General features: G+C 51.0%; 12 protein-coding genes. 8 read left to right on the top strand and 4 right to left on the bottom strand.

Annotation, left to right across the window (positions count from 1 at the left end):
* Window positions 1-10: 10 nt before the first annotated feature.
* Both SY83_RS02005 and SY83_RS02000 read right to left on the bottom strand, forming a co-directional pair.
* On the bottom strand, window positions 11-358 hold the full coding sequence (locus tag SY83_RS02005) for a DUF1048 domain-containing protein (RefSeq protein WP_068603778.1): 348 nt from the start codon (window positions 356-358) through the stop codon (window positions 11-13).
* Window positions 355-663, bottom strand: coding sequence for a PadR family transcriptional regulator (locus tag SY83_RS02000; RefSeq protein ID WP_068610758.1), 309 nt, complete (start codon window positions 661-663; stop codon window positions 355-357). The genes SY83_RS02005 and SY83_RS02000 overlap by 4 nt, the downstream gene beginning before the upstream one ends.
* Before the next feature lie 213 nt (window positions 664-876).
* On the opposite strand from SY83_RS02000, the gene SY83_RS01995 reads away from it, so the two are divergent.
* The 4 genes from SY83_RS01995 to SY83_RS01980 all read left to right on the top strand — a co-directional run bounded on the left by SY83_RS01995 (window position 877) and on the right by SY83_RS01980 (window position 6,406).
* The gene (locus SY83_RS01995) at window positions 877-2,478 is read left to right on the top strand and encodes an ABC transporter substrate-binding protein (RefSeq protein ID WP_068603776.1); all 1,602 of its coding nucleotides are present in this window, start codon (window positions 877-879) and stop codon (window positions 2,476-2,478) included.
* A complete protein-coding gene (locus SY83_RS01990; protein ID WP_068603774.1) occupies window positions 2,475-4,250 on the top strand; it encodes a sensor histidine kinase in 1,776 nt (591 codons plus the stop codon). Before SY83_RS01995 ends, SY83_RS01990 begins: the two co-directional genes overlap by 4 nt.
* The gene (locus SY83_RS01985; protein ID WP_068603773.1) at window positions 4,247-5,872 is read left to right on the top strand and encodes a helix-turn-helix domain-containing protein; all 1,626 of its coding nucleotides are present in this window, start codon (window positions 4,247-4,249) and stop codon (window positions 5,870-5,872) included. Before SY83_RS01990 ends, SY83_RS01985 begins: the two co-directional genes overlap by 4 nt.
* Window positions 5,873-5,956: 84 nt before the next feature.
* Entirely contained in the window at window positions 5,957-6,406 is a 450-nt protein-coding gene (locus SY83_RS01980) for a HEAT repeat domain-containing protein (protein WP_197479938.1), read from the top strand.
* Window positions 6,407-6,475: 69 nt separating this feature from the next.
* On the opposite strand, the gene SY83_RS01975 is transcribed toward SY83_RS01980, so the two are convergent.
* Together SY83_RS01975 and sigJ are read right to left on the bottom strand one after the other, a co-directional pair.
* A complete protein-coding gene (locus SY83_RS01975; RefSeq protein WP_068603768.1) occupies window positions 6,476-7,117 on the bottom strand; it encodes an FMN-dependent NADH-azoreductase in 642 nt (213 codons plus the stop codon).
* A gap of 93 nt (window positions 7,118-7,210) precedes the next feature.
* Window positions 7,211-8,113: an RNA polymerase sigma factor SigJ gene (gene sigJ, locus SY83_RS01970; protein ID WP_068603767.1), complete on the bottom strand. Its 903-nt coding sequence runs from the start codon at window positions 8,111-8,113 to the stop codon at window positions 7,211-7,213.
* A 125-nt stretch (window positions 8,114-8,238) separates the two neighbouring features.
* Here sigJ and SY83_RS01965 point away from each other — a divergent pair, with 125 nt between their 5' ends.
* From SY83_RS01965 to SY83_RS01950, 4 genes are all read left to right on the top strand, one after another.
* Window positions 8,239-8,697, top strand: coding sequence for an acyl-CoA thioesterase (locus tag SY83_RS01965; RefSeq protein WP_068603764.1), 459 nt, complete (start codon window positions 8,239-8,241; stop codon window positions 8,695-8,697).
* Window positions 8,698-8,862: 165 nt separating this feature from the next.
* Window positions 8,863-12,876, top strand: coding sequence for a glycoside hydrolase family 9 protein (locus tag SY83_RS01960; protein WP_068603762.1), 4,014 nt, complete (start codon window positions 8,863-8,865; stop codon window positions 12,874-12,876).
* Between the two features lie 112 nt (window positions 12,877-12,988).
* Window positions 12,989-13,207: a DUF3934 family protein gene (locus SY83_RS22965; protein WP_157279764.1), complete on the top strand. Its 219-nt coding sequence runs from the start codon at window positions 12,989-12,991 to the stop codon at window positions 13,205-13,207.
* Between the two features lie 2 nt (window positions 13,208-13,209).
* Complete coding sequence (locus SY83_RS01950) at window positions 13,210-13,767, top strand: SLOG family protein (protein ID WP_068603760.1); 558 nt, start codon at window positions 13,210-13,212, stop codon at window positions 13,765-13,767.
* Window positions 13,768-14,013: the final 246 nt, after the last annotated feature.

Below are 14,013 nucleotides of genomic sequence, written 5' to 3'. Positions count from 1 at the left end.
ATCCCGCCTCCTAATTACCTAATTTTTTAGCGATATTGCTGTTGAGCTGCTCGCGCCACTTGTCACGAAATGTCTTGGCACCAGCTTCACCGGCCAGCGCTGAACAGAAACCTTTAATATCGTCACCCAGAACCTCTTGGACACTCTGACCGTCCGCCGCCGTTTCTTCGAACAATCCAAGCACACCGTCAAGAATCGGCATCAGGCTGCGGCCCGTGAAATCGGACTGAGACCACAGATTGGCATTCATTATTTTCCATGCCGCTTGATAATCAGCCGGCAGCTTTGCCACTCGCGATTCATAGCTTTTAAATTCTTTAGTCAGGTCGCTGCCGGTAATTTTTTCCCAAAAGTTCATCCTTTTTTCTCCTTTAACTCATTCATTTTTGATGATACGAACTTCCATTTCTCCCAGAACCTCAGCAACTCCTGCCGCCCTGCGTCGTTGATCGCGAAAAACTTTCGCGGCGGTCCCATATCGGAGGGTTTCTTGGTGATCTCCACCAACTTGTTCTTTTCAAGCCGAATCAGGATGGTGTACACCGTTCCCTCCACAACATCTGTGAAGCCGAGGGCGTTAAGCTGCCGCGTGATATCGTAGCCGTAGGTTTCTTTGCGGCTTATAATTTCAAGGACGCAGCCCTCAAGCACTCCTTTAAGCATTTCCGTTAGGTTTTCCAATACAAACACCCTTTGCTATTCTGTATCACTGCTAACATGTATTACTTACTACCACTACAATGTAACACGTAGTAGCTGGCGCGTCAATAGCTAAGTCACAATATTACGCTTTTAGGTCACCAAATTGGCAGTGAAATGCGATACAATAGACTACAATAGTTGACACATCAGCGCTGCAACGGTGGGGGATGAAAGATGAAACGCCTGAAACAACCTAAATTGAAAACGCTTGCGATTATATCCGCTCTTCTATTGGTCGGTTTCTTTGTTGTGCAATCCATGCGACTCTTCAACAACACGACCGAATCCGAGACTAAATCCGCATACGGCACATCCACTCCGGCATCCAACGCGGCAAAGGACACCGTTAAGCCGGCGCCGGAATCGGCTTCCCCAACTAACGCCGACCGCTTGGTCATGGTGTTTCCCGCAGCCGTGGTGCCGCCCGATCTGGAGGAAGTCGAAGAGCAGATTAACCGATACCTCGAGCCGAAGATCGGTGCCGTGCTTGACATCAAGCCCATCGATCTCGGCATCTGGTGGGACCGAACCGGTCTGATGTACGCCTCAGGCGAGCAGCTCGACCTTGTGTTCACAGCCGGCTGGATGCGGTTCGGCGATGAAGTTTCCAAGGGTCGTTACTTGCCCCTGGAAGAGCTCCTGCAACAATACGGACAGGGCATCCGCCAAGTCCTGGATCCATCCATCGTCGAAGCCGGCAAAGTGGACGGACGCATCTATGGCATCGTAACGAACAAAGAGTTCGCTTCCTCCAAAGGCATGGTGCTGCGCAAAGATCTAGTCGACAAGTACAACGTCGATATAACCAAGATCACAAAGCTCGAGCACCTCGGGCCCGTCTTTCATGAGATCAGCCAGCATGAGCCGGGCATCGTCCCGCTCCAAGCCAAAGCCGACCGCAGTCCGTTCACCTACATGATGCAGTACGGCACCTTCGACATGCTGGGCGAAGGCCCCGGTGTTCTGCAACGTTCGGAGTCCTCCATGCGGGTCGTGAACATGGTCGAGACAGCCGAGTACCGCAAGTACGCCGAGTTAATGTACGCGTGGAAACGGGCCGGTTACTTCAACGAAGACGCCGCGACGACCAAGGACAATGAGTTCGAAGCGGTGAAAGCCGGCCAAGCGTTCGCCTACGCGGAATCCCTGAAGCCGGGCTTCGAATTTCAGGCTTCCCGGGATACAGGCATGCCGATGGTCACGATCCCGCTCACCAAGCCCTACACCACCACGGCGGACACGACCAGCGCCATGTTCGCTATCGCCAAGAAGTCGGAGCACCCCGAGAAAGCGATGCAGTTTCTCAACTTACTTTATAGCGATAAATATATTTTGAACCTGTTGAACTGGGGCATTGAGGGCCAGCATTATGTGAAGAAGAACGGCAATATGATTAGCTACCCTGAGGGCGTTGATTCCCGAACTGTAGGCTATAACCTGAACCAGTCGTGGATGTTCGGCAACCAGCTGAATTCGTACCTGTGGGATAACGAGGACCCGAATTTATGGACCGAATACAGACGGTTCAACGATGAAGCGGAACGGTCCAAAGCGCTGGGCTTCGTGTTCAATCCGGACAAAGTGAAGACGGAAATTGCCACCTGCAACCTCGTCGACAAAGAGTTTACGCCGGCGGTGTATACGGGTGCGCAGGATCCGAGCATTATTTTGCCCATGTACATGGAGAAGTTGAAAGCGGCAGGTGCCGACAAAGTCATTGCGGAGAAGCAGCGCCAGCTTGATGAATGGATTGTCCAAAGGAAGGAAGCTCTATGAAGCAAGCCACATTACGCGTCAGATTGATTATCGGATTCGGGATGGTGATTCTGCCCCTGCTGATCTTACTGCTGCTCAACAATTTGTACGCGACGAAGGTCGTGCATTCCCAAGTGGCCCAATCCAACCAGAATTTACTCAAAATGTACATGAACGATATGGACAAAGTGCTGGAGGAAATCCAGAACTATCTGTACAAAACCGCGGAGCAGGATCAGAGCCTCATCTCCTTAAGCCAGAACGAGAAGGACAGCTGGGGTTATTATCTGGCGAAAACCCAAACGGTGAACGATCTCTACCTCAATACCAATTACTATCAGGCGGCGGATGCGCTGTTTGCCTATAGCTCCCGTTATGATGAATTGTTCGTTGCCCAGCAAGAATCCGTATCCTTTATCCAAAAGAAGGCGATCGAAGTAAAGCTTCATAACCTTCTTCGCCTGCAGCAAGAGGACCCCGCCTTCCTTAGCGAGTGGAATATCGTTGAATCGGAAGACGGGACGGCTCTGGTGCGGATTGTGAGCACCAATTACCAATCCTATATCGGCACTTGGGTGAATCTGGACCGACTCATGCAGCCGCTGCATGCTCTTAGTAAAGAAGGCAAAGGCGAGGCTTTATTGCTTAGCCGTGAGGGGCGCTTGATGTCCAAAGCCGGTCCCGTCGTGACGGAGGCGCTGGAGCATAACCGTCTTCAGCCGCACCTGAATCAGGAGGCGTCCGCTTACAATATCGTGAACTTGCCCCAGTCTTACCTCTTGGTCAACCGGACGTCAGCGATGGTGAATATGAATTTGCTGCTCATGCTGCCTGAGAGAACGTTACTGGAAGGGCTCCCGTTCTTCCGTAACTTGACGTATATGGTACCGTTGGCCGCAAGCATCATGCTCGTGCTTTACCTGATCTATCTGCAGCGATCCATAGTCAATCCGATGCACAGTCTCATCCGCGGCATGCGCAAAATCCGCTCCGGTGATCTGACCGCCCGTCTGGAGGCGCATCATTTGCCGGAGTTTATGACCATCAAGGAAACGTTCAACGGGATGGTCGACCAGATTGAGCATCTGAAAATCGATATCTATGAGGAGCAGATCCGGACCCAGAAAGCCGAATTGAAGCACTTGCAGGCGCAGATTCACCCGCATTTTTTCATGAATTCGCTGAATATCGTGTACAACCTGGCTCAAACCCGCGACTATGACATTATTCAAAATATGGCCCTGCACCTGGTCCGTTATTTTCGCTACACGACACGCACCCAAGTCACTACGATTACGATCCGGGAAGAGATGGATCATATCAACAGCTATTTAACGATCCAGCGTTACCGGTTCCCGATGATGATGAACTTTACGTTCGATATCGATCCTGAGCTGGAAGGGGTTGAAATTCCTCCGCTCATTGTGCAACCGTTAGTAGAAAACGCTATGGTTCACGGGTTTTCGGTGGAACAAGGGGGACCTTTTGAAATTAAGCTGCGTGTTTACAGGGATTTGGAAGTTGGAGCCGTGTGCATCGAGGTGCAGGACAACGGCAAGGGCATCACGCCGGAACGGGTGGCTTTTCTCGAGGACAGCGTGCACGGGGTGGAGCCTCAGGGCAGTCATGTCGGGTTGTGGAATGTGGTGCGCCGGTGCCGCTTGTATTACAAAACCGCTGTGTTTATGAGGTTTAGCACCGCAAGTCCGCGAGGGGCTGTAATTACGCTTTGTCTGCCCGATGTCGGCATCAGCACAAGATCAGATTTGGAGAAGGCGGGGAGCATCACATGAATGTACTCATAGTGGATGACGAAATATACGCGGTGAAAGGACTTCGTTCCGGTGTGCGATGGGATGTAATCGGTGTGAATCAGGTGTTTGAAGCCTACCATACCGCGATGGCTCAAGATGTGCTGACCCAAGATCCGGTGGATATTATGATCTGCGATATCGAAATGCCGGGAGGCAGCGGATTGGATCTGATGGCATGGGTAGACGCTCAGGGGTTGGCACTGGAGACGATTGTGCTTACGTGTCATTCGGAATTCTCCTATGCGCAGAAGGCGCTCCAACTGGGCGGCTGCGACTATATGCTCAAGCCGGTCGTCTACACCGAGCTGGAGATGGCGCTGATGAAAGCCATGGAGAAAGCGGAGGAACGCAAGCGAATGTCGCAATCCGACGAGGAGTACCGTGAGATCGCCGAGCGATGGAACAGCCACAAACCGTTGTTGATCGAGCGGTTCTGGCAGGATGTATTGGAGCGGCGCACGGCCCGAAACATGGAAGCTATGAAGGATTCCTTGCTGCGTTACGGAATTACGCTGGATGTGAACCTCATTAGCAAGGTTCGTCTGGTCTTCATCAGCGTGGAAGGCTGGGAGAAACCGCTTAACGATTGGGATGAGGACATTCTGGAATTCGCTGTTCTGAAAGCCGCGGAGGAAATGATTCTGGAGCAAATGCCGGGCCATGCGGTGAAGGATCCGCGAGGGAATGTGATGCTGATCCTGTATGCGGGCGAATGCGAACCGGAATCGGTGTTGACGGAGCAGCTCTGCAGTGAATGGATCGCGGCTTGTAAAGCTTACTTCTACTGCAAGGTGTCTTGTTATGTGGGGAATACGGTTCCTTTGGCGGAAATACTGACCTCTTACCTTGGTCTTCGGGATATGGAATATCGCAATGTGACCCGCACGAATGAGGTCATCTTCTATGAAACCGGTGCCCCGGTTACTTCCGAAGAAGTCGAGTCCGGAGGTCATCATAAACAGTTAGAATGGGCCGACCTTGTGGAAGAGGGGGACGTCCATGCGATCATGCATCAATTGGATGTAAAGCTTAGTGAAGGCGATGGCCAGAGAATGACCGTGGAAACGCTGACGATGCTCTATCACGCGTTGCTGCAAGCCGTTTACTATGTGCTGCAGCGCAAGGGATTTTCCGCACAGCTCCTTTATGAGAAAGGGATGTCTTCAGACCCGCATGCCGTCACCCGGTCTGTGCCGCAATTCAAGCGCTGGGCAGAGGAATTCATTCAAGCCGCCTCTTCGCTGTGGAGTGCGCCCGTTCCGGCCGAGAGCCCCGTGGTGCTAAAGCTTAAAGCTTATATCGCCGCGCACCTGAGTGAAGAGCTTTCCAGAGAGGAATTGGCCGCACACGTGTACCTTAATCCCGCCTATCTGTCGCGATTGTTCCGAAAGGAGACGGGAGAGGTGTTGACGGACTACATCCTGCAGCAGAAAATGCACCGCGCCGCAAGCCTTCTCACCGAGACAGATCAATCCATTTCTGAGGTCGCTGCGGCCTTGGGTTATGGTAACTTCTCCTACTTCGCGCGGCTGTTCCGCAAAGTGTACGGCCACAACCCTCATGATTACCGCAAAGCCCGGCGGAAGCGGGGGTTGCAGTAACTTTACGAAATTGGAACAGGTTATGGTACAATGTTTCTAATAAAGTATGTGACTATGAACATACCGCGAAGGAGCATGAATCTTTTGAATAACAGAGAGACAACAACCGAATTGCCTGAGAACTTTGAGGAACTGAAGAAATCCGCCCACCGCGCGTCCAATTGGCGCGAGCGTCTGGATGCGGTGGAAGCGCTGGGCAACATTCACGCGTCCCAAACCATTACGATGCTGACTAAGATCATGAACAATGATCTCGTGTATAAAGTGCAAGAAGCCGCATTCCACAGTCTGAAGAAGCTGGGCCAGGACGCAAAGCTGCCTTCGAAGAACAAGCCGGAGCTGTTCAAGGGTTTGCCGAAAATTCTGCTGAGAATCAAGAAGAGCTTGCCGGCGGGTCACACCTTCGAAGAGTTCAAGGAGAAGCTGAAGAAGATGCGAATCGACATCTACGACGCGTATGAAGGCGAGAAGGGCGCGGAGTTCGACACCTGGCTGGAGGAGCAGTGGTCCGATCTGTATAGCAAGCGCGGGTAATAGCACACAAAAAGAACTCAAACTTTAAGTTTGAGTTCTTTTTGTGTGCTCTGTGAGTCCGGTTCTCACTCATTTTACCGCAAGGATGGAAGCGGCTTCTTCCGCCTCTTGATATGCTTTTTGCAAGATTTCATCTTGGGGCAAGATGGACGTTCCCTGAACCCGCAGTATATTGTAATCTTCAATGCCAAGAAAGTTAAACATCGACTTCAAGTACTTATGGGAGTACTCCACTTCCGTATACCAGTCATTGTTAGTATAAATGCCGCCGCTGCCTTGGATAACGAGCATACTGCGTCCGTCCTTGAGAAGACCAACGGACCCGTCTTCGGTGTACTTGAACGTCTCTCTTGCGATCAGAATATTATCCATATAATCTTTCAGTTTGGACGGGATATTAAAGTTATGCAATGGATAGGCGATTACATATTTATCGGCACTCTTGAATTGCTGCAAAATATTGCTCATCCGTCCGGTTACTTCTTGCTCTTCGCTTGTTAATTCCTCGCCGTTGTTTTGTTTTCCCCATGCGCTTAAAACCGTTTGGTCTACCATGGGGATAACATCATTGTAAAGGTTAATTTGTTCGATAGCCTCGTCATTGGCATGACGCTCTTTATAGATTTTCATAAAATGATTTAGGACATTTAAACTGTAGGAAGAAGCAGAATTCACTTCAGGGTGCGCATTGATGACAAGCAGTTTGTTCATTGGATGGTTCCTCCACTTTGTTTTTAGTCAGTACTTAAAAGAAGACAACTGAAGGAACTGATTTGTGACAATGTTCGTAAAAAAATAAACCCGTTAGGACTGCCTCTCGAGCAAACGGGCAACACCCAGAAGTTTGTGCGGATTCATCATGACATATACACGTGAAACGGCCGTTCCGTCAGGAGTTACAACCAGAGTGTACACGGCGTGCGGTTTACCGTCATACAGGACCATAAAACTTTCCTGGCCGTTAACAAGTACCTTCTTGAAAGTCCCAGTTCGAAGATAGTTGGAAATGGAAAAGGCCAGCAGATCCTTGACACGACTCCGGCCGATAATCGGGTTGATTGCAGCTTTTACGATACCTCCGCCGTCTGTATGCATGATGGCATCTTCACTCAGCAGTTCAACGATGGCAGGGATATCTCCGGCGCGAAAAGCGGTGCTGAACGAAACACTAAGTGCCCGGGATTCAGGTTTTATCCGAGAAATGGGTACACCGGGGTCGTTTACCTTAGCGTCCAGCTTTCGTTTCCCGCGACTGAACAGCTGCCTGCAATTCACTTCAGAGGTGCCGATCCATTCGCCGATTTCCTTGAAAGCGAAGCCGAGGGTTTCCCGCAGCACGAATACGGTCCTTTCCATCGGTGTCAGCCGTTCCATCACGACTAGATAAGCGTAGGCGATGTCGTCCTGGAGCTCCAGAGACTTTTCGGGATTGCCTTCCGCCGCCGTTACGATCGGTTCTGGCAGCCAAGGGCCGATGTAAGTCGTCTTTGCTTTGCGCGATGATTTGAGCTCATTTAAACAGCGATTGGAGACAAGTTTACAAAGATATGCTTTCATATTGGTAATTTCAACGGTATTCTGTTGCTGTAAGGAGACGAACACATCCTGAACGATATCTTCGGCGTCCTGAGACAATCCCAGCATCCTGTATGCGATATGGAATAACAACGGGCGATATTCGTCATAAAGAGTATGGTAATCAGACATATTTTGTTTTCCTATCCCTTGGATTTCCTCCCAAATTTAGCATGATATTGTATGAAAAATCAAGCTACCTTTTGCTCAACTGAAATGGTACGATACTAGAAAAAACACCCGAAAGGAACACCAACATGAGAAAACCCACTTTCATTCAGCCGGATAAGCAAAGCTGGCTAGAGCAATTCCATTTCTCCATTCCGATCCGAATTCGCTACTGTGAGACCGACATGCTGGGGCATGTGAATAATGTGAGTTACTTTATGTATTTTGAACAGGGACGGATTGAGTATTTCGAGCATATTGGGTTGACCACGGACTTGTTCGGGGATGATCAAGTTTCGGTGGTCGCGGACCTGGAATGCCAGTACCTGGCTCAACTCTATCTGCGGGATGCGCTGAAGCTCCATGTCAGAGTGGCGTCAATCGGCAGGTCTTCGCTGGATGTTGAATACGCCGTCGTCGTAGATAATCAGTTGAAAGCGGCGGGGCGCGGGGCCATTGTTCTGATCGACACGAAGAGCGGCAAGAGCACGAGAATTCCGGAGGAAGTCCGCGAGAGGATTGCGGCTTTTGAAGGCATTGAAATTTAATCAAGAGAACACTTGTCGTTGGACAGGTGTTCTTTTTTTTGCGTAACAGAGTGCCATAAACATAATAAATTACCATATACGCCCAACTCTCACACTTCTATAATCAAAAAGAAAGCGGATACATGACAGTCGGACTAAACTTTATCCTAATAGGAGTGTGAAAGCGTGAAGAAGAAACAGATGGGTTTTCTAGTCTTGATCATGTTGTGGTCGGTGTGTTCCTCTGTGTTGACAGCGTATGCGAACGATCCCGTTGTTGAAGGACAAGCCGGGGGAGCCGTACCGCCGGAAGGCTACAATCGCCTGCAAGAGATTCGCATATTCAAGGATCGGACAACCCCGTTGATGGGTTGGGCGGACGGTCAAATTAATAAGCGCGGCGCGGCGACGTTCCCGATGGATGAAGGGGTTACTTTCGCGACGTACGGCAGCAGTGTTAACGACACGGTGTACCTGCCTTCCGTAGCCTTCGACAAAGCCGGTGGAAATTCAGGCTGGTGGGGCGGCGAACTTGCCATCTCAGGATGGGCGACGAACGATCTGTCCGCCTATTATGAGAATGGAACGCTGGAATTCGAAGTGTTGGGAGAAACAGGCTTGGAATCGTTTATGGTGGAACTGGGAGATCGTGTCGATGAGCGGGCCGCAGGCTTGATGATCAAGGTGGGCCAAACGATACAGATTGATGATAACGCTACCAAAAGTAACAGGAACTGGCAACACGTTTCCATCCCGTTGAAAGCGCTGGCGGACCAGAAACCGGCCTTCCAATTGGACCATCTATGGACGTTGGGATTTGGACCGGATTGGTCGAACAATGCCGCAGCCCAATCGTTCTGGATTGCCAATATTCGCATCACCTCACCCGATAAGGAGCGAAGCTATGATCCGCTGAAGGTGAATCAAGTCGGCTATCTGACAACGATGCCTAAGTACGCGAATGTATCGGGTTTCGCGGAAAATCTGCTCGCGGATGAGGGCACTGCGTTCACGATCGAGAACACAACCAACGGTGAAACCGTTTATGAAGGATCGCTAGAGCTGGTGACAGCTTGGGATCCTGTTGCCAGCGGCGAGAAAGTGCTTATTGCGCGCTTTGATGATCTGCAAACTCCCGGCGAATATGTGCTGAAGGTGGAAGGTTATTCGGAAGCTTCGCATCCTTTCGAGATCGGGGAAAACGTCTTTGATAACCTGCTGGCGGACAGCATGAAATATTACTATTACCAACGCGGAGGGATAGATCTGGATCCCGCTTATGCAGGAATCTATGCCCGCCCGATGTTCTTCGGCGGAAGCTACGCCGAGCAATTCCCGGATGAGAACGACTTCAGCGCTCCGTTCGAATCCGATATGCGCGCGGGGAACGTTGACGGGCCCAAGCGGGATGTAAGTAAAGGCTGGTATGACGCCGGTGACTTCGGGAAATACATGCGCTCTGCAGGCTGGTCCGTGAAACAGCTTCTGTACGCTTACGAAGAAGCGCCTCAGATGTTCACAGACGGTCAGAACCGGATTCCGGAGTCGGGCAACGGACTTCCCGATATTTTGGACGAAGCAAAGTGGGAACTGGACTGGATTCTGAGCATGCAAGACGAGGCTAGCGGCGGCTTCTATTCGGCTGTCATGGATATGAACACGAATCCGTTCGCGACCGATTTGAGCGATCCGGAGCAAGCGCGGTTGCGTAATGATTTCAAAAGGTACGTCACGGACACAGATGATGCGGGCAATACTAACGTGAAGCCGACATACAGCACAGGAGCCGCGGTATCCGCACTGGCACATGCTGCCGTGATTTACAGGGAGAACCCGCAAACCGCGGATTATGCGAATCAGTTGCTGAGCGCGGCTCGTAAAGGATTCAAGTACCTGGTAGACCATCCCGTTATGATTCAAGGCAAAAAAGGCACAGCCGACTACTTCGAAGACGACCGCTTCTTCCGTTTGCAGGCTGCAGGTGCTATGTACAGGGCGACCGGGGAGCAAGCGTACAGCGACTATATGCTGGAGCATTATCTGACTTATGAAGCAGACCCTGCGCCTTCCTCTTCAGGCCAACCGAGCGATGTGGATGTGGAGAATCGTATATTCGGCAACCTGAATCTAGGCATTGATCATGGAATGGGTTACCTGGATTACATTCTTACGCCCGGAGCGGATCAACGTGTTATCGATTATGTGAAGTCCAACTTCAATCACTTTGTAGCCATGCTGAAGTCCAGAAGTCTTTCAGGCGCCTGGAAGAATAATGCCGGTGAAACGTACTTCTGGGGCAGTGTAGGCTTCGGCATGCTGAACACTTCGCAAGTGCTGCACTCCTTCTCCAAAGCGCTGGGGACGGATGATTCCGAGATTTATGAAGTGCTTCGGAACAATTTGAATTTTGCGCTGGGTACGAATCCGTTGAGCTTCTCTTTCGTGTCGGGATACGGGGAACATTCATTGCTTAAGCCTTTCAGTAACATCTACAAGATGGATGGACTGGCAACCGCGCCTGCTGGATACCTGTCGGGTGGGCCGAACGGCAATGAGGGTAAGAATTATTCCCGTTTTAAGGCTAAAGCATTCGCGGACAGCTACGGCGATTGGACCGTGAACGAACAGGCTATATACTGGAACGCTTCGCTCGTCTACGTAACGTCGCAGACCATCGCCGCGTCGAAGATGAAGCCCGAGGCATCGGTGCTCAGCGCCGTGGAACATTCGGAGCATGAGGTGAAGCTCGCTTGGACGAAGCCTTCAGGCAATGTGAAACAAGTTCAGTTGTACATGAACGGGAACATGGTTCAGGCCGCTCCGGGGACGAGTTCCGAAACAACAGTTACGGGCTTGGAGCCTGGAACAGAGTATAACTTTATGCTAAGAACCCAATCTCCGGCAGGGTTATGGTCGGAAGATAGCAATACGGTTAAGGTAACTACTGATAAGATTGCGACACCTCAACCAGAACCGCAACCGCAACCGCAACCGCAACCGCAACCGCAGCCGCAACCGCAACCGGAGCAACCTGGAACAGGCGGGCAATCGGGAACGAACGGGCCGGAGGTAAAGACGCAGCCTGCATCCAAGCAGCAACAGATTACAGTGGAGGCTGCGCAAGCTGGAGTCATAAATGTCGCGCTGTCGGAGGGTAAGAATGAAGCGGTATTGTCCGCAAGCGATGTCATCCGTCATGCGGAGAAAAGCCTGCAGATCTCGAAGGGTTCGGTCTCCGTCAGTATCCCGGGCGGCACATTGAAGCAACTGACACAGTTGCTCGCATCGTCGCAGCTGGAGACGGCGACCGTCCATATGAAGCTGGAGGAAATCACATCAGATCAAGCTACGGTAATTGCGAAAGCTCAGCAGGATAAGGGATTATCCTTAGCCGGATCTGTGTTCAATCTTGAACTATTTGCTGTCACGAAAGACGGCAAGCAGCACAAGCTAGACTCGTTCAACACACCGGTTGAAGTCCGTTTCGCATACGCAGGCTCCGGACATGCGAAACTGTTAGGCATCTATCGCTGGAACGAAGCTGCCAGCCTATGGGAATATGTCGGCGGTAAATGGAATGCTGCCAAGAAAGAAATCACAACCGAATTGTCTCACTTCAGCAAGTATGCGTTGATGAGCTATGATGTTAAACCTGCAGATGTGGCGCCGAAGCATTGGGCGTTTGAAGCTTTCAGAACCTTGTTCGCTAAGCATGTTTTCCGAGGCGAACAAGGGGCTGACCGTAACGAGGCAACCGTTCTTCCACATTCAAACATGACGAGAGGGGAACTTGCGGTATGGCTTACCCGCGCGCTTCAATTGAAATCGGATTCATCGGGAGCTGTATTCGCGGATGTAGACCCGAAGGCTTCGTATGCCGAAGCGGTAAAATCGCTGGTTCGCGCCAAGCTGGCAACAGGAACAAGCAATGGCGCTGCCTTTGAGCCGGATCGAATGGTTACCCGTGAAGAGTTGGCGGTGCTGATGGTCAAGGCCTATGAACTTTACCACGGGATACAGCTTACCGCTGAGGCCGTTTCGTACAAAGATCAACAACGCATTTCCGCTTGGGCGTCGGATGCCGTTAAGAAATCGGTAAGCGCCGGCTTGATGCGCGGAACGGCTGCGGCGCAATTCTCGCCGAAGGCTCCTGTAACGCGGGCGCAAGCCGCAGTAGTACTTCAACAGCTGCTTCAGTAACCGGCCAGCCGCAGGCTCCGTCTATACAGATTGGACAATATAGTGTATATTTCATCAGACTTGGTTAAATAATCAAGAGATACAGGTCCATGACGGAACGGAGTGAACATAGATGGCTAAAGCCAAAGGCGGCACAGGTCGGGGAACCGACAAGAAGGGCTGGACCCGGTGGAAAGAAAAGCCGAAGAAGCGCGTTGAGAAACCGGTGCCGGGCGCGCCGAAAGCGATCTCCAACAAGAAGAAGGCGGAGGTCAACAAAGGGTCCCGGGACCGTTCGCAATCCCCTCAGAACAAGAAAGAAACTATGGTCGATTTCGGCACGCATAAATAACAATGAAGAATCTGTTGATTACCGGCTATCGTGCGCAGGAACTGAGTATTTACGATCAGAAGCATCCGGGCATTCCTTATATCCAAAAAGCCATAACCGCGAAACTTCTTCCCCTCGTGGAGGAAGGGCTGGAGTGGGTGATAACCCCGGGACAGTACGGTGTGGACTTATGGGCGTGCGAAGCGGTCATTGCGCTCAAGAAGGACTATCCCGACCTGAAGCTGTCCATCCTGACCGCGTTCATGAATCCGGAGGAGAAGTGGAAGGACCCCAAGAAGGAATATTATCATAACATTCTGAAGGGCGTGGACTATTACGGTTCGGTGAGCAAGCAAGGATACAGCGGGGTTTGGCAATTTACAGCGAGGGATGAGCTCCTGTTCCGCAAGTCGGACGGCATCATTCTGGTCTATGATGAAGAGGCAGGAGAAGCCAGTCCGCGATACTTCAAGCAAAAGGCGCTTCAGAAACACGCTGAAGAAGGCTACCGCTATATCTCAATCACTTCGGACGAAATTCAGGCGATGGCGGATGAAGAGAGTTACGAAGGATTTGAATAGCACAGTTACTCACGCCAAAAAAACACACACCATGCAGACGAAATAAGTAGCGTATCGCTACTTGTTTCGCCCCATGGTGTTTTTGACGTCAGATGAGGTAGCAAAACACATCTTCTTTTTCCAGTTACGCGCCATTCCCGTCATTTCCGGAATATGTAAGTAGTGACATACTACTTAAAATCCAGAAATGTATCCGAAACCCGCAAATAGATACTATTTCACTACATATTACATTCGCATGGCATG

It is taken from the genome of Paenibacillus swuensis, assembly GCF_001644605.1.
GTDB lineage: Bacteria > Bacillota > Bacilli > Paenibacillales > DY6 > Paenibacillus_N > Paenibacillus_N swuensis.
Note: the sequence above shows the minus strand (reverse complement) of the source record. Positions and strands in the feature narration are given on the sequence as shown.